Raw genomic sequence first — 19,655 nt, forward strand, 5'->3', positions numbered from 1 at the left:
TAAAAAGGGCGGAGTTTAGGTTTTAAGCGATCCATCGCCCCATTCGGCTCTTGCACTCCTTTTTCTCTATTTAGCTTTCAGTCCACAATCTCTATTCCATGCCTCTGGAAAAACTCAATCAATGCCTCTTCCACCACTTGGCTTTGAGCACGCATATTGCCTTTGGTTTTTGCTGTGAAAAGCTTTAAAGTCCTGGCTACCGGATCTGATAACGTCAATGTGGTTTTGGGCATCAATAGCTCATTGGGATTTTTAGTTTATATAGATATTGGTATTTATAATCTTAAATGTCATGATCGATTATTAGAGCATTAGTCCATTTGACCACGATCCAACTATGCGCGAAGTTCTGAAAGGCAAAGCCCTTAAGTGCTTGAGAGTATTGGCTAGTGAAGAGCATAGCAGAGTGAGAGCGGCAAAGCAATAGGCATCCCGAATCCCAGGCAGATCAATTGCATCCAACCGGCAAAATTATGATATCCTTAGATTCACTTCCTCATCTCCCCGGATGCTACCTTTTCCGGGACAGCCCTGAAGAATGGGGCAATATCATATATGTGGGCAAAGCCAGAGACCTCAAAAAAAGGATCTCCAATTATTTTCAGAAGCAGAACCACAGCCCAAGGACGGCGGCCCTGGTGGCAGCCATAAAAGGGGTGGACTTCATAGTCACAAATACTGAGGTCGAGGCGCTTCTCTTGGAGAACACCCTCATCAAAAAGCACCAGCCCCGCTATAATATCAAGCTCAAGGACTCCTCTCGTTATGCCTCAATTCATCTGACCGACGAAGAGTTCCCCCGGATCAGAATCTCCCGCAAAGCCCAGGGCCCGGGCTCATTTTATGGTCCCTTTGTATCCGCCAAAGAGAGGGGATTTGTCTATCAGATAGTTCGCAAAGCCTTCGGCCTGCGCACCTGCAAGCGCCTACCCAAGAGGGCGTGTCTTCGCTATCATCTCGGCCACTGCTCAGGCCCCTGCATAGGCAAGATTACGAAGAAGGACTACCAGGCAAGGGTCCAGAGAGCTAAATCCGCCCTGAGCGGCAGAACAGCTGAGCTGATCAGCTCTATGAAAGAGGAGATGACGGGCCGGGCCAATCGGCAGGATTTCGAACGGGCCATAGAGTTGAGGGATGAGATCAATGCCCTTGAGCGGCTTTCGGAGCGGCAGAGGGTAGAGCAGAACCGCAAGTACGACCAGGACGTCATCAGCTACTTGATGGATAAAGAAATCGTCTATCTCATGCTCTTCAAGGTCTATCGGGGCACACTGGCGGGAAAAGAGGAATACCAGTTTCCCTCCAGCGAGGACTTTCTGGAGGAGTTCGTTGTGCAGTACTACTCGGAAAACGAGCCTCCAGAGGAGCTGATCGCCCCGGAGCCATTCGATGATTCTCTGGAGGAATTTCTGGCTCACCTGAAGGGTAAGAAGGTTCGGGTCACCGTCCCCAAGCAGGGGGAGAAAAAGGAGCTTCTCTTGCTCGCCCAAAAGAACCTGGAGATCAGCGTCTTCGGCGATCGGGCAAAGCTAGTAGCTCTGCAAGAGGCATTGCACCTGCCCAAAAAGCCCGAGGTCATAGAGTGCTTTGATATCTCCCACCTGGCCGGCTCATTCGCCGTGGGCTCGATGGTTCAGTTCCGGAGCGGCAAGCCGGATAAAAGCAACTATCGCCGCTTTAAGATCAGGGATGTTCAGGGTGGAGACGACTTCGCCTCCATCGCCGAGGTGGTGCGCAGGCGCTACTCCCGGCTGAAGGAGGAGAACAAGGAGCTTCCGGATCTGATTGTCATCGATGGAGGCGCAGGCCAGCTCAGCTCAGCCTTAAAGGAGCTGCGGGAGATGAGGGTTAAGGTCCCCATCATATCTTTGGCCAAAAGAGAGGAGGAGATCTATGTGCCCGGGCTGGAAGGGCCACTGGATATAAAGAAGAATGAAAAAGCATCGCTCTATCTGCAGGAGATCAGAGATGAAGCCCACAGGTTTGCCATCGCTTATAACAGATTGCTTAGGAAGAAGGCATTGACAGAGTGAAGAGGGTTAGCCCGGCCCCAGGTTCCCTCTATCCCGCAGTCCGAAAAGGAGGATAGATAAAGGAGAGCCATCCGTGGCAACCTCCTTCATCGAACTGCAATCACAGCATAGATCATGAATCCCACCTCATTCGCTTATCGTTATCCAGGCGTCGAGGATTGCCTCTGCCTCGTCGCGGTAGGCATTCATCACATAATCTATTCCTGAGACCCGGGCCGCCTCCTCAGTGAGCGCCATCAGATCCTTTCGGGAGACGGTAGAGAGACGGAAGTTCCTCGATCCGGCCATAAGCTGCTGCATTCCCGTCTTGAACTTCTGGCAATAGGTGTAAAGGGCCACTGCTCCACAGGGGATATCCTTCATATCATTGCCATACTTGGCATGAAGATCCTCGTAGGAGACGAATATCTCCTCCGGCCGGCTGCCGTACTTGGAGACGCTGGCCGGCAGCTCTCCTTTCTCGAGCCATTTGCCGATGTTCTTTCCTACCATTCCCGGAATCATCAGCGCCCGGCCCATGCATATCGCTTTTACGAAGGGCGCGCCCATGGCAATGGACTTGAAGACACCATCCTCAGTGGAAAAGCCGCCGGCCATAGCGATATCTGGCACCTTCTTCCCCCGACGGGATAGCTTGGTGGCAAACTCATAGACCAGCGCCTGCAGGTAGAAGGTGGGAATGCCCCATTCGTTCATCATCGGCCAGGGGCTCATGCCCGTACCTCCAGGGGCACCATCGATGGTGAGAAGGTCGATCTTGGCCTCAGCTCCATAACGGATGGCCATGGCCAGCTCAGCCATGCTGTAGGCCCCTGTCTTCAGGGTGATGCGCTTGAATCCCAGGCCGCGAAGCCTGTCAACCTCATCGAAAAAGCCATCCCTGGAGACGAAGCCCAGGCGAGAGTGCCTCTCGAACTCCTTTATCGCTCCGGACTTGTAGGCCATCTGCACCTCCAGGTTCCCTGGATCGGGCTGAACCATATAACCCCTGGACTTCAGTTCCAGGGCTCTTTCCAGGCGGTCCACCTTGATCTCCCCGCCGATGCACTTAGCTCCCTGGCCCCACTTCAGCTCTATTGTCTCCAGGCCGTGCCGGGAAGAGACATACTCTGCCACCCCCAGGCGGGTGTCCTCTACATTCATCTGCACCAGGATCTCTCCCCAGCCCTCATGGAAGCGCCTGTAGGTCTCGATCCTCCGGTCCATCTCCGGAGACCTCTGCACCTGACCATGACCATCCAGCACCAGCTCGGGGTCCACTCCGCAGACGTTCTCCCCGCAGACGATGGTGATGCCGGATATAGCGGCACCGATGGCGAAGTGCTCCCAGTTCTTCCGGGCGATATCCGTAGACCCCAGAGCACCGGTGAATATGGGAAGCTTCATCGAAACCTTGTCAGACCAGCCATATTCGGTGGAGACATCCACATTGGGAAAGATGGACGTGTCCGGTCCCGGTTCCACCCCCTCGGGAAGGCCGAAGGCTCCCACGGCATAACCCTGGATGTTGAGGTGGGAATAGTCGAGGGGGTAGTTCTTGTCCGCTCCAGCGGTCATATCTCCGAATGGTCCTGGATACAGCACCTCTCTTCCCCTGAAAGAGGCCAGCCAGGTCTCGCAGCCACCTTTGCAGCCATCTATGCATCTGGTGCAGATTCCTGACATCGGCACCACATTTCTTGATCGGTTGAATGTTCCTGTTGCTTCATTGGCATTCGGTCTTCTTAGATTCATCCTTGATACCTCTGATTATAAATATGCAGACTGCTTGGCTTATTCATTAAAAAAAATAAAATTTATTGGCGCTCAAACAAACACTTTATCCGGCCTTTCTATTCTGGATCTCACTGGCAGCAAGCTGTTATTTGCTGCATCTTTCTCAGATAGATGCATCTCATGAAGCCTCCAGAAGGGCTCCGGGCTCCTCAGCCTCTCATCAATTCCCTCTTCCGGCAAAATCAGATCCCAGGGCTTCATGCACAGCCTGAAAATATTCGTATTCATCATTGCGCTTGCTTTTGGCGAATAACCTGCCCATGTGGTCCAGCCTCTTGCTCTCATGATCCATTCACCTGAGCAAATCTCTCTCTGGCCTTTACTTAGTTATTTTTGAGAATTGATCATAATTATTCATATCATAAATCTTATGAATATTTCGTAAAACATCATAATAAAAAATTGGTATATGTAAGATGCCCGAGAAATCAAAGGCACGGGGATAACGAGGGCGGGGATGAGCATATGCTAGCGGACTGGACTCATAAATGAAAAAAGCGAAAAAGAGCAGATACAATTATATTCCCTGAGGGATTGAGAAAAGCTCCATGCCAGGCAAAATCTCCCACAGCTATGCATTTCGCGGCTCAGAAAAACCGCTTATTGGAAAGACCATTGGGGATATGTTCGACGAGATTGCTGAGAAATATCCGGATAATGATGCACTTGTCTCCATTCACCAGGGAAAGAGATACACCTATCGCGAGCTGCAAAAGGAGCTAAACCGGACGGCAAAGGGATTCATAGCTCTGGGGCTGAAGAAGGGCGACCGCCTGGCCATATGGGCGACGAACATAGCAGAATGGATCATCACCCAGTATGCCACTGCCAAAGCGGGAATCATTATGGTGAACATCAACCCCGCCTACAGGACCCATGAGCTGGAGTATTCCCTCCGCCAGTCCGAGGCTCAGGTCCTCCTCCTCATGGACCGGTTCAAGAGCTCGGATTACGTCAAGATGTTCTATGAGGTATGCCCTGAGGCCCAAACCAGCAAACCGGGAGAGATCCACTCCGAGAAGCTGCCCTTCCTGAGAACAGCTGTCCTGATCAGGGGAGAGAAGCAATCCAGCATGTACACCTGGGAGGAAGTGCTCCGCATGGGAGAGGAGATTCCAGATGAGGTTCTGGCGGAGAGGCAGGCGAGCCTTGACTTCGACGATCCCATCAACATTCAGTATACATCGGGCACGACAGGATTTCCCAAGGGCGTGGTCCTGACCCACCATAACATACTGAACAACGGCTACTTCATCGGAGAGTGCATGAAATTCACGGAAGAAGACCGGCTATGTATACCGGTCCCATTCTATCATTGCTTTGGCATGGTTCTCTCCAATATGGCCTCTGTGACTCACGGGACCGCCATGGTCCTGCCGGCAGAGCACTTCGACCCCGTATCCACCCTTTCCGCGGTAGAAAAGGAGCGCTGTACCGCGGTGCATGGAGTTCCCACCATGTTCGTGGCTGAGCTTGAGCACCCCGATTTCAGCAAGTTCGATCTTAGCAGCCTGCGCACGGGAATCATGGCCGGATCGCCCTGTCCCATTGAGTTCATGAAAAAGGTGAGCACCCTGATGAACATGCGTGAAGTGGTGATAACCTACGGCCAGACCGAGTCCTCCCCAGGGATCACCATGTCATCCACCGATGACTCCCTGGACCTGAGGGTCTCGACTGTGGGAAAGCCCATGCCCCATACAGAGATGAAGATCGTGGATCCGAAGACGGGAAAGATCGTTCCCCGTGGGGAGACGGGCGAGATCTGTGCCCGAGGCTATATGATCATGAGGGAATACTATAACAATCCCGTGGCTACGGAGCAGTGCATAGACGAAGAAGGCTGGCTGCATACCGGAGACCTGGGGACGCTGGACGAGAACGATTACTGCAAGATAACCGGCAGGCTCAAGGACATGGTGATTCGAGGAGGAGAGAACATCTATCCCCGAGAGATCGAGGAGTTCCTCTATACTCACCCCGCCATCAGCGATGTGCAGGTGATCGGCGTTCCGGACAAGAAGTATGGCGAGGAGCTGATGGCCTGGATCAAGCTTAAGAATGGCGCATCTGCCAACCAGGAGGAGATCAAAGCCTTCTGCAAGGGCAGAATCGCGCACTTCAAGATTCCCAGGTACATCAAGTTCGTGGACGATTTCCCCATGACGGTCAGCGGAAAGATTCAGAAGTACAAGATGAGAGAGGATTCGATCAAGGAGCTGGGTCTGGAGGAGGCGGCGGAGATGAAGACGGCCTGAGCGGGGAGGAGGGCGCTCTTTTGCACCTCAATTTTTGAGCCCTCGGTGGCCCATCTCTCTTTCTTTCCTCTTCATCATTTATGCTCAAGGCTTTGAAGATTTAGGGGCGCAAATATTTCCCGCAAACAATAATATCCTGCAAATTTCACTGCAAGATCCTCACGCTACTTACTTCTGTCTGGAGTGATAAGCCAATTGTTATATCTCATAACGAGATACACTACTTCTCAATAATCGAATCAATTTCATTTATCTGCAAAAACAGAATGGCATTAGACTGGCAAATCGCCAGGAGGCAGGATGAACAGGATAGTTCGGCGAGAGGAGATGGCAGGGGGGAGGATGGTGCTCAATGAGATCGAGGCGCCAAAGATCGCCCGCACCGCCCAGCCCGGGCAGTTTGTGATGCTCAGGGCAAATGAATTAGGGGAGAGGGTGCCAATGACGATCTCGGATGCCAATCCGGAGATTGGGACCATTACCATCATATTCTCCGTTGTAGGCTGGTCCACCGCCCTTTTCAAGACCCTTCAGGTGGGAGACTCCTATCAGAATGTGGTTGGACCCCTGGGCCGGCCTACTGAGGTGGAGGCAGCGGGCACGGCAATTTGCGTTGGCGGGGGCACGGGCGTTGCCGTTCTCTATCCTATTGCCAGGAAGCTCAAAAGCAGAGGAAGCAGGGTGATTAGCATCATCGGAGCAAGAAATGAGGAGCTGATCATCCTGAGACGAGAGATGGAAACAGTCTCCGATGAGCTGCTGGTCTGCACAGATACCGGCACCATTGAACGTAATGCTCTGGTCACCGACCTATTGATGGAGGTGCTGGATAGGGAGACTCCGGATGTGGTGGTGGCTATCGGACCAGTGCCCATGATGAAGAGGGTTAGCGAGATCACCAAGCCCCTCGGGATCAAGACCATAGTTAGCCTGAACCCCATCATGATCGACGGCACGGGAATGTGCGGCAGCTGCCGGGTGGAGGTTGACGGCCAGATGAGGCTGGCCTGTGTGGAGGGCCCGGAGTTCGACGGCCACAAAGTGAACTTCGATCTGCTCATGGAAAGGCTGCAGTCCTTCCAGGAAGAGGAGGTGCAGGCCCTGGAAGCTCACGGAGTGACTGAGCTGCACAGCTGCAGGATGGAAGAGGTGATCCGGAAAAAGGAGAGGGAGCTGGAAAAGGACTGAAGAGTGACATAAATCTGCAAAAAGAGCGCTCAGCCATCCAGCCGGAACTCCCGCGGCCAAAAACCATCTCCGTTCGAGCGATCAGAGATGATTAGAGCCTCTTCTAAACGGCCCAGAATCATCTCATCCACCTCCGACGTCCTGATCCTGAAGACCTCAGCCAGGATCTCCTTTGCCGTCTCCAGCTCCATGGCCGCCTGGTCTGCCTGGCGGGAATTGCTGCCTACGGGATATTTCTGGGGGCGGGCCAGCTTTTCCATGATGGATGACAGTGCTTCCATTGAGAACAACTACTACGTATAAGATTAAGTACTTTTGCCAAAAAACAATATCTATAAACCATTTTTACATAATAGAAAGTATGAATAAGATACAAATGATGATATGATGGAATTGCTGCCGATCAGGCCTCATGCCAGATAAAAAAAAGAATGCGGCAATTATGTCACATACTCATAATGCCGGTATCCCTGGTGGTCGATCTGGGCCAGAGCGAACTCCCCTGAAGGCCGGATCAGGCTCTCCTTTCTCACTCCCTCATGCAGCAATTCATACTCTTCCAGGGATATTTCCCTTCTCTTCTCCAGCCTCCCAAAAAGGCCCCTTGACGGTACAGAAGAGAACTCCGAGCTGACCCGCGCCGAGAAGACCAGGGCCGAGCATCCGCTTCCGTAAGCCCCAAAGCAAAGCCTCTCATGCGCTCGGAGCTTCTGCAACTCCAGGAGGCTGGCCAGGCCCAGATAGATCGAACCGGTATAGATATTCCCAATGGAACGAGAGAGAGCTGCCGAATCTATAACCCTGGCATTATAAGCCTGCAGAAACTGCCTGGACCGAGCAAAGCTCCGGGCATAGCGGGCCAGGTCGAGCCGATACCTCTCGAGATCATCATAATTTCCAGCCTCGGGCTCCGGTCCGATCTCCGCCTCAACATCACTCCACCGGCTGCTGTTCTTCCAGTCTTGCCGGAATATGGCGGCAGATGCATACTCGATCATTCTGGGATAGGGGATATGGAAGAGAAGGTGGTCGATTGAGTCGGTGGTGCACTCCCCATTCTTTGGACTGATTATTCCTTTTCCAGCCGCCTTGGTAGCAAATGATGCAAATGCTCCCTGCATGGCATCGAGGTAACACTGGTTGCTATGCTTGCCATTGACCGTGGCCATTGTGCAGCCTGTCGGGCGGAAGAAGTCGTTTTCATCCCGAGTAAAGCAGCCATAGATCTGCTCTAAAGCGGCAATCCTCGGATTTTTCTTGACCAGCAATGAGACGCTTCCTGCCCCCTGAGTGTATTCTGCAGAGGAGCCCAGTGGGTATTTGGCCACATCAGAGGCTATGACCACCCCGACCCTTTCGCCCTCATCGGCAGCTACCCAGTAGCTGATGCTCTCCAGAGCCAGAGTGGTGCCGATGCAGGCCGATTTGAACTCCACCGTGGAGCAGTGCTGAAATGAGCCAGGGCCATATACCTTCTCCAGCATGCCGATGACATAGGTTCCAATCGCTTTGGCCTCGTCGACCGCAGACTCTGTGCCAACATGAATTTTTCCGATATCCTCAGGCAAAAGGTCGCAGCGGCGCATCAGTTCGAGAAGTGACATGGCGGCCATGGTGGCTGCGTCCTCATGGGCATCGGGAATGGCCATCCTCTCTATTCCAATTCCTCGGGTGAGCTTGCCCGGATCGATCTCTCGCCGGCGGGAGAACTCCCCCTCTAAAGGAAGGTAAAGCTGCGGAATATAGACGGCCAGGTCGTCAATTCCCACCGCCTGCTTGAATGGCGAATGGTCTGAAACTGAATTGCTTCTCGAAGAATTGCCAAAAATGCCGGTCAAGATAGCCTCTCTCCTTTTGGCCAGAGGTTGGAAGGATATTATTTCAGGCTTTTGCTGCTATTAATCGAGAAATATCAGGAAAATATATCAACTAAAAGAGCCAATAATTGATTAAAATTTAAGGAGTGAAGGATATGTCCGGAGATGTATACAAAGTAATAGAGCTAGTTGGGACCTCGACCACCAGCTGGGAAGATGCCGTCAAGACAGTTGTCGACAGGGCAACCAAGACCCTCAGAGACCTTCGCATCGCTGAGGTCAAGGAGCTGGATGTCAGGCTGGATAATGGGAAGATCGCCGAGTACAGGGCGAAGGTCCGCCTCTCGTTCAAGTATGAGGGAGAGAGCGATTAGATCCGGCCAGGTCTATCAATTGAACTGTAATCCGGCAAAAATTGGGCAAGAAAGAGCAAAGAAAATGGCTTGAGAGAATAGGGAAAGCTGGTAGGAGTTCACCCTCATGGGTGGCTCTGGCCCTCCCCTCTGCAGCACATGACCGATTGACTCAAGCCCTGCCGAAGACCTTTTTTAGCAGCCCACCGCTGCTCTGGCTCTTCTTGCTTCGAACTGGCTTCTCGTTCCCAGAGCTTTCCGGGGATTGAGGCCTTGATCGCTTCTCCAGAGCTCTTGCTGGCTGGACGGAGGAGGCTTTCGCCTTCTCCCTGGAGACTATCTCGGTGCTGACCCCGCCGTGCCTCGATTTTCTCGGTCGAATGTTGACAGTGATCGGCCTTTCTATCTCATTGCTCACCAGCATAGCCACACCAGCGGGCAACCTCTTGATCTCTTCCTCCAGGTCAGTGGTCATGCCCTCCAGGCCCTTGCTTAACGCCTTGAGGTCATTGGGATTGGTTACCCTCATAATGATCTGGGTGTTGCACTGAGATATGACGTTCTTGTCCACCCTGGCCGGCCTCTGGCTGATGATCATCAGTCCCAGGCCGAACTTGCGCCCTTCAGCGGCAATGGTGCGGACGATATTGGTGGATGCCGCATTTCCTGTCCCCCGCTCGGGAATATAGTTATGCGCCTCTTCCACCACCACCATTCCAGGAGAGATCAGCCTGCGCTTTCGGGCCTCGAAGATATCGGTCAGCAGACGGGCGACGATCATGGCCTGAAGCTCAGGTATGATCCCAGTCATATCGATAACTGCCGCCCTCCCAGGCCTGAGCAACTCGTCGCATGGCGTCGCCGTACCGGAGAAGAGCCCCAGCTCCAGGAGAGACTCCAGCTGGCCCACCAGATTCCACTTCACCTTGGAGTTGCTCCTCACCACCTGCTCTATGATATCCTCCAGGGTGTAGGCATCCGTCTCCGCTCTCAAGGCGCTGATGGCCTCATAGAGCAGTCCCAGCTGGCCGCTGCTGCTGCTCTCATTGGGAATCATCTTCGCCACCTCTCTTGCCGAGAGGTTCAATGAATTGAAGCGAAATGGCCTGTCCGCCCTGGGATTCATGGCCATCTCCCCTGGAGTATAGACAGTGATATCATATCCCCGGGGCTTGACCTTATATTTGCTGAAATCGCCCACGTTGTTCGGCTCTTTCATGGAGGCGTACTCCCCATGAGGATCGATCACCAGCAGTGCCACCTTCCTGTCCAGGAGCTCTTCAAGTATCACAGCTGCTGTATAGGATTTTCCCGAACCGGTCTTTGCCAGAACGCTACAGTGCTTTTGCACCAGGGTATTGGCATCCATCTCCACCCGGATATCGTAGCCTTTCAGCATGCCTATGTACATGTCGCCTTTAGATAGGCCGAGGGTTGCCTTGATCAGCTTCTCATCGGCCAAGAATACCGACTCTCCAGGGCGGGCTGGGCTGGTGGGGAGGCGCAGCTTGCCATTGCTTTCCACGCCAATCACCCTCGACTCAGCGATCATCATCTCTCTGGAGTCGTAGTTCCTGGCTGCATCATTGAGCTGGTTTACGGTATAAGCAGTGTTAGACCTTTTTATGTCCTCAATCTGGGCTAAGATCCACTCCCTGCCATCTCCTTTGGCTTTTATGTATGTGCCCCGTCCAACCTCTTTACTTATGAGAAACTTAAATGCAGTAGGTGTGGTCTCACCAACGATTGTGCCCACAGATCCCTTGACTATCGACCTCAAAGACCATCACCGCGTTCGTGCGCTTCCATGCGCAACACATTCTTCAAAAATTTTCCATTTCCCCCATTGCTATAAACCAGGATTTAATAGAGATCTGGAAGTATAAAAAGATTAGTCCGGATCATTGATGCCCATGTCTTGCATACTATAATTATAAAACGGAGATGTGGACCGATCCCTCTCCTTCCGACATGAGAGTCGTATCGGCTACAGGATGCGTATTCTTATTGCAGGGATGGCCTGATCGGCGGTCTTCTTCGCCGGTCCAAGATTGCTCTTTGCCGGCCTATATGCATACGGCGATTCCAAGAGGAGAATTGATGCCCGCAGAGCCCCTTAAGGAAGAGAAAAAAGACCGACTGGGCCAGATCATGACCCAGCTTCTATTTCATCGCTCGATAGTATTCGCCTGCTATTCACGACTTGTTTGGAGGGACTATTCCCTTCACCAGCCCGCTGATCAGGGAAAATCCTGTCCCATTGGGAGCGGTTTGAGTGGGCGTGACCACAACTGTCCAGTATCCCTCGGCCGGATTTCTCAGGAAGTAGTAGTTGTAGTTGGAGCCGGTGAGATGCAGTGCATTCTCGTCGCCATCCTGAACAGATAGAGTGGTCCCATTGGGCTGAATTAGAGTTAAAGTGAATGGGCTGCTGTTCGCAGGCCAGGAGAGACCTACCATCTCCGCCCGATCGAAGATATTCTGGCTGTCCGGAAGCTGGTAGACCTTGCTCATGCCCATCTGTCTTGAGAACCGGATGCCCGATCCGCTTGAGAGGGCGACACCATTCTCTACCTGCAGTGCATCAAGGGCAGTGACTGTATGATTCCAGGGGAGAGTAATTACCGTCCCGGCGCTTATGTTATAGGATTTTGTCTGAGGAGTGGCAGCACTAGTTGCCGCGGCTTTTGATATTGCCGCGCTCGGTACAGCAACTTTTGGTGCTGATACGATAGGTGCAACCCTGTACGGATAGTAGTTGACGGGATAATAGAAATCGAGGTAGGGATAGTGGTAGTCTGCAGGCAGATGGTGGCTATATGGGTTGCAGTAATGGCGGTATGGACCGCATATCGGCACATGAACACAACCGCGGGACTTATCGCAGTAGTCCTTGGTCCAGGGATTGCCATCATCGCATATCAGCGGCTTGAAGACCGGATTGCCATTTTCGCATTCCACTGTGCAGTAGTTGTTATCATGATTTATCTCCATATTCTGGCATCCTGCGAGCTTATTGCAGGAGTCCTCGGTGCAGGGATTGCCATCGTCGCAGTTCCTTGGGCTATGCACGCATGCCGTCCCGTTATAGGAATCGATGGTGCATTTGTCTCCGTCATCGCAGTTTATCGGAGAATGAACGCAATCCCCCTGATAGCAATAATCGAAGTTTGAGGGTATATTGTCGTTACAGGTCTTCGTATAATGCATGCACTTGCCATTGACGAAATGGTCATCGGTGCATGGATCGCCATCATCGCAGTCTGAAGCTTGGGTGTAGTTGGAAGCCACCATCAGATGCCCATCGGCTGCGCTGGAATTCTCAGAGGTTTCATTCCCATTTGAGCCAACACTACTGCAGCATTCCTGAGCGCTGTCATTGATGCAGTCGCATATTGGGGACAGGGAGATGATCTCGGTTTCATTGCCCTCATCCTTGGTGTTGACATCCATCTCTAAGCTACCACTCTCATTCCCTTCTTGGGTGAAATTCTCCTCTTGGGTGGCATTGCCATCTGCATAATTCTCCAAATTCGGCTGAATGGCAGAAAGGGTTTCATTCTGAGGCGTTAGAAAGCCGGCATCAAACCTGTCCGGCTGAGAGGGGCAACCGCAGTATGAGCGAACATCCTCACTGGCATCATCACAGTTCACCGGATCGTTAACGCAGCCCATTGCCCCACAACTATCGGTAGTGCATGGATTGGAGTCGTCGCAGCTTACAGGATCGTGCATGCAGCCCGCCAGACTCGAGTAATCGCTTGTGCAGGGATTGCCATCATCACAGTTTACTGGATCGTTAATGCAACCTGTTGCTGTGCAGTAATCGGTGGTTAGGGGATTGCCATCGTCGCAGCTCACAGGATCATGTGTGCAGCCTGCAGGGCCGCTATAATCGATGGTACAGAGATTGTAGTCCTCGCAGATTATGGGAGCAGGAGTCTGAACCTCGCCGGTCCCCTGGAACTGCACTCCCATGGTGGCATTGTAGCCACTTGCATTCCTACCCATGCTGCCATTGAAAGTCTCGCCGGAATCATCATATTCCATGAATGAGTCCTCAAAGCAGCTCTGAGGAGTATGCTCGCATTTCGTTCCATTGCAGAAGTCCTTGGTACAGGGATTTCTGTCGTCACAGTCTCCGCACTGGGCCGAGACGCTACTGGGAATCAGCAGCCCACAGAGAATGAATGTTATTAGATATTGGCAAAGCTTGCCTTTAGTATATTCTTTTATCACACTTCACACCCCGAACTTCTTTTGCTCTCAATCTCATTTATATCTAATTTTCGCTCTCTCCGATGTCTATACTTTTCAAGAACCTATATAAACGATTCAATAGCAGATCTGAATCCTGATACCCAGTTTATCGGTAATCCAGGCCAGCAAGCACTACCATTAAACTAATAGAGTCTCAGATTTAGGGCTAAGCCCACCAGAGAAAGAATAAGCGGCATTTGAGATAAAAGTCATGCACTATCAATTCCAGGCAGCGAGCTTAAAGGCTGCAGGATCTTCCACATCCGCACAGCATGGCATCCCCGGCCGTAGTAGTTCCGGACAATCTCCCTTTCCCTGTACCCTGCCTTGCGGTAGAGCTCGATAGCCTCTGGCTTCTCCAGGGAGGCCTCCAGGCGAATAGCCCTGGCACCCATCATAGCGAGCCTCTTCTCCAGGGACAGCAATAGCTCTTTGCCAATTCCCCTCCTTCGGTAGCCGGTATGGACATCCAGAGTGTAGACCGCTCCTGCATTCCCGCTGTTATATCCGATTATGAATCCCAATATCTGATCCTCAGGCTCACAGGCGACTATCGCCACTGCATAACGGATCAGGTAGGCAAACATCCCCGGCGGAAAGGCTGTATCATCCGGAAAGCAGAGCGATTCGATCTGCACCATCTGTGGCAGATCCTTTGGCTCTGCTTTTCGAATCCTCATTTTTTCTCAGGAGCCTTCCCTCTAACCTGAGCTACTACATCAGCATAGGCCCCGAAGACTTCTGGGATATCGATCGTTCCAATCACATCCACTATGCCGATGGCGGCAACAGTCCGTCCCTCCACCACTATGGGTGCAACTGATACTGGAACGCCCTTAAAGGCACCGCTCTTTGGAATGGTTCGAATGGCCTTCCCGGTTCTTATGACCTCTTCCAGGATGGGGCCGGTATAGTTCCCATCCACGACCTTGCCGTTCTCCACCCGAACGCCTGGATATTTCAATCCTCTCATGGTTACAGGAAGCCGAACGATCTCATTGAGGGCTATTGCGAGATCTGCCAGATCCTCATATCTGGCCTCTTCAGATATCACCAGTTTGGACATATCGGTATTGTATGGAGGCGATATCAAATAAATGCTCTCCTTTACCTTCCCTTCCTCTTCAATAGCCTGGCTTGGAAGCCATGATACTTGGCAAAGCCCTCTGCATCCTTTTGGCTTAAAGTTTGGGAATCGAAGGAGACCATATCCTGGGAATAAAGGGCATCCGGAGACTGGCGGCCTACTGAAATGGCGCTGCCGCAGAAGAGCTTTATCTTTACCGAGCCGTTCACCCTCTTTTGGGACTGGTCAACGAAGGCATTCAGGTCGGCATAGAGGGGATCCTCCACCAGGCCCATATAAGCCAGCTCAGACCAGAATTCGTCCACCATGACCTTGAAGCGGAGCTCATTGCGAGATAATACCAGGCGCTCCAGATCCTTATGGGCCGTCAGGAGGATGGTGGCCGCAGGATGCTCATAATTCTCTCGCGCCTTCAGCCCCATAACCCGGTCCTCGATCATGTCCGTCCTGCCCACGCCGTGCTCGCCGCCGATCTGATTGAGCTTCTCGATCAGCTCCATGCCGTTCATCTGCTTTCCATCCAATGAGACGGGCACGCCCTCTTTGAATCCGATCTCAACTATCTGGGCGGACCGGTCAGAGCTAGGGGTCTTCGTCCAGCCATAGATCTCCTCCGGCGGCTCGAAGTAGGGATCCTCGAGCTTTCCCCCTTCAATCGACCGAGACCAGATGTTCTCATCGATAGACCAGGGCTTATCTTTGGTCACAGGCACATCGATGCCGTGCTCGCGCGCATAGTCTATCTCCCACTCGCGAGCCAGGTCCAGCTCTCTCATGGGAGCTATCACCCGACAATCCGTGGCCCTGAATATGGCCTCGAAGCGGAGCTGATCGTTGCCGCGGCCGGTGCATCCGTGGGCCAGGTTCTTTATCCCCAGCTTATCAGCAATCTCCGCCGATTTGCTGGCGATGAGGGGACGAGCAATGGCCGTTCCTAGAACGTATCCCTCATATGAGCCGTTGGCCTTGATCAGGGGGAAGAGGCATTTCTCCACGAACTCCTCCCTGGCATCTATAGTATAATGCTCATCTGCCAGCTGCTTTGCCCTCAGGTTCCCTCGTTCTATATCCGACCTTGGTTGGCCGACGTCCACCAGAACGGTAACTATTTTATCAAATCCGTAGCGCTCCCGGAGGAGAGGAATGCAAACCGATGTATCCAGGCCACCGGAATAGGCCAGTACAACTTCAGACACTTTGTCAACACCATTTTGGTACAGGAGGATGGATCGATTTAATCTTATCTCTTATAATTCCAGCCGGCTCTCTAAATAGCTTCATCCAGGCCCTTCCTCTGGGCGATAACTCTATAACTGCACTGAGAAAAGGGGTTCCAATGACCCAGCTTATCAAGACGCCCGCTCTTTGTGTGGACTTTGATAGGGACGCTCGGGCCCTGCAAGCCCAGGGCGCCCTGGCGCGAATGATCCAGCCGGTTTTGAATATGGTAAACCAGAGGCTAGAAGAGGAGAAGCCTGCCCAGGTCAGGCTGAAGGATCTGGTTGCCAGCACCTGGCTTCCACCCATTCCCAGCGGCCCATTCAAGAGGCTGCTGGTAAATGAGGCCAAGACCGCAATAGGAAGACCTGTACCCCAGACCGTCTCCATTGAGGTCACCAGGAGCTGCGGCGCCAAATGCGACCACTGTCTGATAAAAGAGGGCGAGGGTGAACTGAGCTCGGAAGAGATCAAGAGGGTCATCGACCAGGCCCTGGATATGGGAACATGTATCATAACCTTTACCGAGGGAGATCCTCTCCTCAGAGAGGACATCTTTGAGTTGATAAGGCATGTGGACCCGGAGAAGGCAGTGGTTAATCTGTTCACCCCAGGCCTGGAGATGACAGTGGAAAAGGCAGTCAAACTCCGAGAGGCAGGGCTCTATAATCTGATAATCGGGGTCTACAGCATCAATCCTGAGGAGCACGATCGAGTGAGGGGCGTTGCAGGCGCTCATGCCAAAGCACTGGAGGCGATTCGCATTGCTCTTGATACCGGCCTGTTGGTAACCATGTCCTGCCACATTCTCTCCGGCCAGGTGGACAGGATAATGGAGCTTTATGAGCTGGCCACAGAGCTGGGGGTCCAGGAGCTCTCCGTTTGGGAGGGCATGCCAAAAAGCCCTGAGCAGGCTCTCACCCAGATCGAGAGGGAGAAGATCATAAACATCTACCGCAAGATCAATTCCACACCAGGTGGTCCCCGTCTTTTTGCAAATACCTATTTCGAAGGCCAGATGCTGGGGTGCATGGCGGGAAGGAGATGGATGCATGTGGCAGTTGACGGCAGGGTCAGGGCCTGTCCATACATGCAGGATAGCTATGACGATATACGCGAGGTATCGCTTAAGGACGCCTGGAAGAGGTTGCGCAGCAGCGGCCAGTTCGATGGCTTTGTATCCTGCTGTCCGGCCCAGGGCATCCATGCTATCTCTCCATCAGACAAAAAATATAGATAAGACATGGAAAATTATTAGTACAGATATGTCCTAGTCTGATCTGAGGTAGTATATGGGTTTCATGAGCAGCTTCAGGGAGAACCTTGGAGGCTGGATAAGAAAGATCTTCAAGAAGAAGAGGGCCAGGATCGGATTGTATGGCCCGCCTAATGCCGGAAAGACCACTCTGGCCAATCGAATACTAAAGGATTGGAGCACAGGAGATGCTATTGGAACGGTCTCTCCGATTCCTCACGAGACCCGCAGGGCGATGAGGAGAGAAGGGCTTGTCATCAATGCCAATGGATCTAGCATCGAGCTGGATATAGTTGATACGCCGGGGATGGCGACAAAGATCGATTTTAAGGAGTTTATGGCCTTTGGGCTCTCAGAGACTGAATCCAAGAAAAGAGCCAAGGAGGCCACGGAAGGGGTTATAGAGGCCATCAAATGGTTAGACGACCTGGATGGTGTATTGTTGGTTATGGACTCGACCGAAGACCCCTACACCCAGGTCAATGTGACAGTGATAGGCAATATGGAAGCGAGAAAGTTGCCTCTTCTTATTGTGGCCAATAAGATGGACCTGCCCAATGCTTCCCCCTCCAGAATCAGCGCTGCCTTTCCCCAGCATTCCATCGTCCCAATCTCTGCTTTAGAGGGATCGAATATAGATGACCTTTATCAGGCAATCGCGACTCACTTTGGGTGATCTTGATGAGAGAAGTGCATATGGACCTAATCTCCGAGGAGAAACTGGAGAATATGACATCTATGGAGAAGATCAGGCTCATCCTGGACAAGGTCAAAACGGGAAAGATCGTGGTCCTTGAGAGCGGCCTGACTCCAGATGAGGAGGTGCGACTCATCGAGATGACCATGACTGAGATCAGGGTGGATGAGTTTTCAGGAATAGAGATAGAGAGCTACCCATCCAAGAAGGGAGGATCGTTTTTAGATCGGATCTTTGGAAAGGGCCTCAAGGGGAGGATGACAGTTATCGGCCCGGCAAATCAGATCCATACCATTGAGAAGGATGAGTTTCAGATCAGAACAAAGGTCTCTGTGGGGGATTGAATGCCTCACATCTGCACCCGATGCAATAGCGTATTCGAATCGGGTGAGGATATCCTCAAAGGCTGCCCATCCTGCGGCTGGAAGAAGTTCATGTTCGTGCGCAAGATGCCGCAGGGCGGGGACATATCTTCCGTCTCTCAGGATCGGATAATATCCAGGGCGATGGGGGTAAGGATGCCTCCCAAAAAAAGAGAGAAGCCCCTGGCCATAGATAGGGATGAGCCATCGATAAGGGAGTTTGGCGACGGGGAAAAACTGGAGGGTGAAAAGCTAGAGAGCATAAAGATAACAGCGCCAGGAACCTATGAGTTGAATCTGCCATCCCTATTCGAGAGGGAGGAGCTTATCATGGCAGTCAAGGAAGGAACTTATTTTATCGATCTTACATCTGTATTCAGAAAAAGTAAAAAGGATTGAGAGATGATCTTTGCAGGTCAATCCTGCGATATACGGATCTCGATTACCTTCCAGTTCTCATCTACTCCTCGCAGAGACTGGGCCATGGCAGCTGCTGTATTGCCTATGATCTCTTGAGGGAACTCGCTCAATGGAATCTCTTTGCCGTCCACCTTCAGCTCTACAGTCATCTCAATCGCATTCCTTAGACTTTCTTCAGCCTTTGAATTTTATTTGATGTTAGATTATATCAATAAGAATTATATCTTTCAGGCTCCACCGAATATGGCTATTGGAGGGGTGTAGACGGAATTACCGGATGAGACTGCCTGGGGGAGAGTGAACACAGTGCTTCCTGCTACATTGCTTGTATTGGTATTCCTAACAGCGAACATGGGCGTGATGGTGATAGGCGTTGCGCCCATTAAGGCAGTTGCGGGCACCGTGGACACCGCCTTCTTCCCAAGGGTGCTGAGATCCATTACATTGCTTGTTATATCGCTTCCCAGAGCAGCAGGCGCAATCGTGGGCATGGTGGGAGAGAGCTGGGGCAGAGAGATAGCATCTACCTGGGGTTTTTTGCCTAATGTACTCAATTCGATGACATCCGCAGCGCTGGCAGCGGCCATAATGCCCAATAGGAAAGCGCTGGCAGCGAAGATTGTGAGAATTGACTTCATTTATGAACCTCCTTTCAGAAAGGGTGTATACCCTATGATTTCTCGTACATGGGCTTTTACCATTTATTCTTTTTGCCTATTCAATAAGAGGCTGCACTCCTCTAATCCATTATCAGTATGCTGCCGTTACACAACACTAATATAAATCATAATATGATAATTATATAAAATTAAGAATGACGATACTAATTGGAAAATGAGACTATTATAGGGAAATGACGGAAAGAGAAAATATGAAATCCTGTCCGATGACTAGATACTGAAAAAAAATATAAAGACTGCTGGATCTTATC

20 protein-coding genes are annotated in these 19,655 nt (G+C 51.9%); 8 read left to right on the forward strand and 12 right to left on the reverse strand.

The window, feature by feature from the left end; all coding sequences use genetic code 11:
* Positions 1–77 precede the first annotated feature (77 nt).
* Positions 78–233 carry a hypothetical protein gene (locus BP822_RS11980; protein ID WP_276836635.1) on the reverse strand — a complete coding sequence of 52 codons (156 nt, stop codon included), beginning with the start codon at positions 231–233 and terminating at the stop codon, positions 78–80.
* 240 nt (positions 234–473) lie between these two features.
* On the opposite strand from BP822_RS11980, the gene uvrC reads away from it, so the two are divergent.
* Positions 474–2,033 (forward strand): excinuclease ABC subunit UvrC, encoded by a 1,560-nt coding sequence (gene uvrC, locus BP822_RS11985; RefSeq protein ID WP_286878366.1) that lies wholly within the window; start codon positions 474–476, stop codon positions 2,031–2,033.
* A 126-nt stretch (positions 2,034–2,159) separates the two neighbouring features.
* Here the strand turns inward: uvrC and BP822_RS11990 are convergent, their stop codons facing one another.
* Positions 2,160–3,767, reverse strand: a complete 1,608-nt coding sequence (locus tag BP822_RS11990) for an FMN-binding glutamate synthase family protein (RefSeq protein ID WP_013720629.1) — start codon at positions 3,765–3,767, stop codon at positions 2,160–2,162.
* Positions 3,768–3,839: 72 nt separating this feature from the next.
* The gene (locus tag BP822_RS11995) at positions 3,840–4,094 is read right to left on the reverse strand and encodes a hypothetical protein (RefSeq protein ID WP_157863845.1); all 255 of its coding nucleotides are present in this window, start codon (positions 4,092–4,094) and stop codon (positions 3,840–3,842) included.
* A gap of 263 nt (positions 4,095–4,357) precedes the next feature.
* Between BP822_RS11995 and BP822_RS12000 the strand changes: the two genes are divergently transcribed.
* Together BP822_RS12000 and BP822_RS12005 are read left to right on the forward strand one after the other, a co-directional pair.
* Entirely contained in the window at positions 4,358–6,067 is a 1,710-nt protein-coding gene (locus BP822_RS12000) for an AMP-binding protein (RefSeq protein ID WP_013720628.1), read from the forward strand.
* Positions 6,068–6,367: 300 nt separating this feature from the next.
* Entirely contained in the window at positions 6,368–7,255 is an 888-nt protein-coding gene (locus BP822_RS12005; RefSeq protein WP_286878367.1) for a sulfide/dihydroorotate dehydrogenase-like FAD/NAD-binding protein, read from the forward strand.
* Positions 7,256–7,284: 29 nt separating this feature from the next.
* On the opposite strand, the gene BP822_RS12010 is transcribed toward BP822_RS12005, so the two are convergent.
* Both BP822_RS12010 and BP822_RS12015 read right to left on the reverse strand, forming a co-directional pair.
* Positions 7,285–7,536 (reverse strand): hypothetical protein, encoded by a 252-nt coding sequence (locus tag BP822_RS12010; protein WP_286878368.1) that lies wholly within the window; start codon positions 7,534–7,536, stop codon positions 7,285–7,287.
* A 159-nt stretch (positions 7,537–7,695) separates the two neighbouring features.
* Positions 7,696–9,093, reverse strand: coding sequence for a hydroxymethylglutaryl-CoA synthase family protein (locus tag BP822_RS12015; protein WP_286878369.1), 1,398 nt, complete (start codon positions 9,091–9,093; stop codon positions 7,696–7,698).
* A 134-nt stretch (positions 9,094–9,227) separates the two neighbouring features.
* Between BP822_RS12015 and BP822_RS12020 the strand changes: the two genes are divergently transcribed.
* Entirely contained in the window at positions 9,228–9,446 is a 219-nt protein-coding gene (locus tag BP822_RS12020; RefSeq protein WP_273278665.1) for a dodecin family protein, read from the forward strand.
* Positions 9,447–9,597: 151 nt separating this feature from the next.
* On the opposite strand, the gene BP822_RS12025 is transcribed toward BP822_RS12020, so the two are convergent.
* The 5 genes from BP822_RS12025 to BP822_RS12045 form a co-directional block, all read right to left on the reverse strand.
* Positions 9,598–11,205 (reverse strand): helicase HerA domain-containing protein, encoded by a 1,608-nt coding sequence (locus BP822_RS12025; protein WP_013720622.1) that lies wholly within the window; start codon positions 11,203–11,205, stop codon positions 9,598–9,600.
* 416 nt (positions 11,206–11,621) lie between these two features.
* Positions 11,622–13,475 carry a hypothetical protein gene (locus tag BP822_RS12030; RefSeq protein WP_157863844.1) on the reverse strand — a complete coding sequence of 618 codons (1,854 nt, stop codon included), beginning with the start codon at positions 13,473–13,475 and terminating at the stop codon, positions 11,622–11,624.
* A gap of 419 nt (positions 13,476–13,894) precedes the next feature.
* Entirely contained in the window at positions 13,895–14,365 is a 471-nt protein-coding gene (locus BP822_RS12035; protein ID WP_013720620.1) for a GNAT family N-acetyltransferase, read from the reverse strand.
* Positions 14,362–14,751: a DUF2111 domain-containing protein gene (locus tag BP822_RS12040; RefSeq protein WP_048132620.1), complete on the reverse strand. Its 390-nt coding sequence runs from the start codon at positions 14,749–14,751 to the stop codon at positions 14,362–14,364. Before BP822_RS12040 ends, BP822_RS12035 begins: the two co-directional genes overlap by 4 nt.
* 41 nt (positions 14,752–14,792) lie before the next feature.
* Complete coding sequence (locus BP822_RS12045; RefSeq protein WP_013720618.1) at positions 14,793–15,968, reverse strand: argininosuccinate synthase; 1,176 nt, start codon at positions 15,966–15,968, stop codon at positions 14,793–14,795.
* A 140-nt stretch (positions 15,969–16,108) separates the two neighbouring features.
* Here BP822_RS12045 and BP822_RS12050 point away from each other — a divergent pair, with 140 nt between their 5' ends.
* From BP822_RS12050 to BP822_RS12065, 4 genes are read left to right on the forward strand one after another with little or no spacing between them, the layout of a single operon-like run.
* Entirely contained in the window at positions 16,109–17,230 is a 1,122-nt protein-coding gene (locus tag BP822_RS12050) for a radical SAM/SPASM domain-containing protein (RefSeq protein ID WP_013720617.1), read from the forward strand.
* Between the two features lie 52 nt (positions 17,231–17,282).
* Positions 17,283–17,921 carry an Era-like GTP-binding protein gene (locus tag BP822_RS12055; RefSeq protein ID WP_013720616.1) on the forward strand — a complete coding sequence of 213 codons (639 nt, stop codon included), beginning with the start codon at positions 17,283–17,285 and terminating at the stop codon, positions 17,919–17,921.
* A 5-nt stretch (positions 17,922–17,926) separates the two neighbouring features.
* Positions 17,927–18,286 carry a DUF2073 domain-containing protein gene (locus BP822_RS12060; protein WP_048133401.1) on the forward strand — a complete coding sequence of 120 codons (360 nt, stop codon included), beginning with the start codon at positions 17,927–17,929 and terminating at the stop codon, positions 18,284–18,286.
* Positions 18,287–18,703, forward strand: a complete 417-nt coding sequence (locus BP822_RS12065) for a Zn-ribbon domain-containing protein (RefSeq protein ID WP_013720614.1) — start codon at positions 18,287–18,289, stop codon at positions 18,701–18,703. It abuts the gene before it with no gap.
* Between the two features lie 17 nt (positions 18,704–18,720).
* On the opposite strand, the gene BP822_RS12070 is transcribed toward BP822_RS12065, so the two are convergent.
* Positions 18,721–18,873, reverse strand: a complete 153-nt coding sequence (locus tag BP822_RS12070; RefSeq protein WP_013720613.1) for a hypothetical protein — start codon at positions 18,871–18,873, stop codon at positions 18,721–18,723.
* Positions 18,874–18,951: 78 nt separating this feature from the next.
* Complete coding sequence (locus tag BP822_RS12075; protein ID WP_013720612.1) at positions 18,952–19,362, reverse strand: hypothetical protein; 411 nt, start codon at positions 19,360–19,362, stop codon at positions 18,952–18,954.
* Positions 19,363–19,655: the final 293 nt, after the last annotated feature.

The sequence above is a fragment of the Methanosaeta sp. UBA458 genome, assembly GCF_002496085.1.
GTDB lineage: Archaea > Halobacteriota > Methanosarcinia > Methanotrichales > Methanotrichaceae > Methanothrix > Methanothrix soehngenii.

What these genes read in the sequence shown, in the direction of transcription:
- BP822_RS11980 (WP_276836635.1), bottom strand. Translation starts at nt 233, where the DNA reads ATGCCCAAAACCACATTGACGTTATCAGATCCGGTAGCCAGGACTTTA.
- uvrC (WP_286878366.1), top strand. Translation starts at nt 474, where the DNA reads ATGATATCCTTAGATTCACTTCCTCATCTCCCCGGATGCTACCTTTTC.
- BP822_RS11990 (WP_013720629.1), bottom strand. Translation starts at nt 3,767, where the DNA reads ATGAATCTAAGAAGACCGAATGCCAATGAAGCAACAGGAACATTCAAC.
- BP822_RS11995 (WP_157863845.1), bottom strand. Translation starts at nt 4,094, where the DNA reads ATGAGAGCAAGAGGCTGGACCACATGGGCAGGTTATTCGCCAAAAGCA.
- BP822_RS12000 (WP_013720628.1), top strand. Translation starts at nt 4,358, where the DNA reads ATGCCAGGCAAAATCTCCCACAGCTATGCATTTCGCGGCTCAGAAAAA.
- BP822_RS12005 (WP_286878367.1), top strand. Translation starts at nt 6,368, where the DNA reads ATGAACAGGATAGTTCGGCGAGAGGAGATGGCAGGGGGGAGGATGGTG.
- BP822_RS12010 (WP_286878368.1), bottom strand. Translation starts at nt 7,536, where the DNA reads ATGGAAGCACTGTCATCCATCATGGAAAAGCTGGCCCGCCCCCAGAAA.
- BP822_RS12020 (WP_273278665.1), top strand. Translation starts at nt 9,228, where the DNA reads ATGTCCGGAGATGTATACAAAGTAATAGAGCTAGTTGGGACCTCGACC.
- BP822_RS12030 (WP_157863844.1), bottom strand. Translation starts at nt 13,475, where the DNA reads ATGGAATATGATGATTCCGGCGAGACTTTCAATGGCAGCATGGGTAGG.
- BP822_RS12035 (WP_013720620.1), bottom strand. Translation starts at nt 14,365, where the DNA reads ATGAGGATTCGAAAAGCAGAGCCAAAGGATCTGCCACAGATGGTGCAG.
- BP822_RS12040 (WP_048132620.1), bottom strand. Translation starts at nt 14,751, where the DNA reads ATGTCCAAACTGGTGATATCTGAAGAGGCCAGATATGAGGATCTGGCA.
- BP822_RS12050 (WP_013720617.1), top strand. Translation starts at nt 16,109, where the DNA reads ATGACCCAGCTTATCAAGACGCCCGCTCTTTGTGTGGACTTTGATAGG.
- BP822_RS12055 (WP_013720616.1), top strand. Translation starts at nt 17,283, where the DNA reads ATGGGTTTCATGAGCAGCTTCAGGGAGAACCTTGGAGGCTGGATAAGA.
- BP822_RS12060 (WP_048133401.1), top strand. Translation starts at nt 17,927, where the DNA reads ATGAGAGAAGTGCATATGGACCTAATCTCCGAGGAGAAACTGGAGAAT.
- BP822_RS12065 (WP_013720614.1), top strand. Translation starts at nt 18,287, where the DNA reads ATGCCTCACATCTGCACCCGATGCAATAGCGTATTCGAATCGGGTGAG.
- BP822_RS12070 (WP_013720613.1), bottom strand. Translation starts at nt 18,873, where the DNA reads ATGACTGTAGAGCTGAAGGTGGACGGCAAAGAGATTCCATTGAGCGAG.
- BP822_RS12075 (WP_013720612.1), bottom strand. Translation starts at nt 19,362, where the DNA reads ATGAAGTCAATTCTCACAATCTTCGCTGCCAGCGCTTTCCTATTGGGC.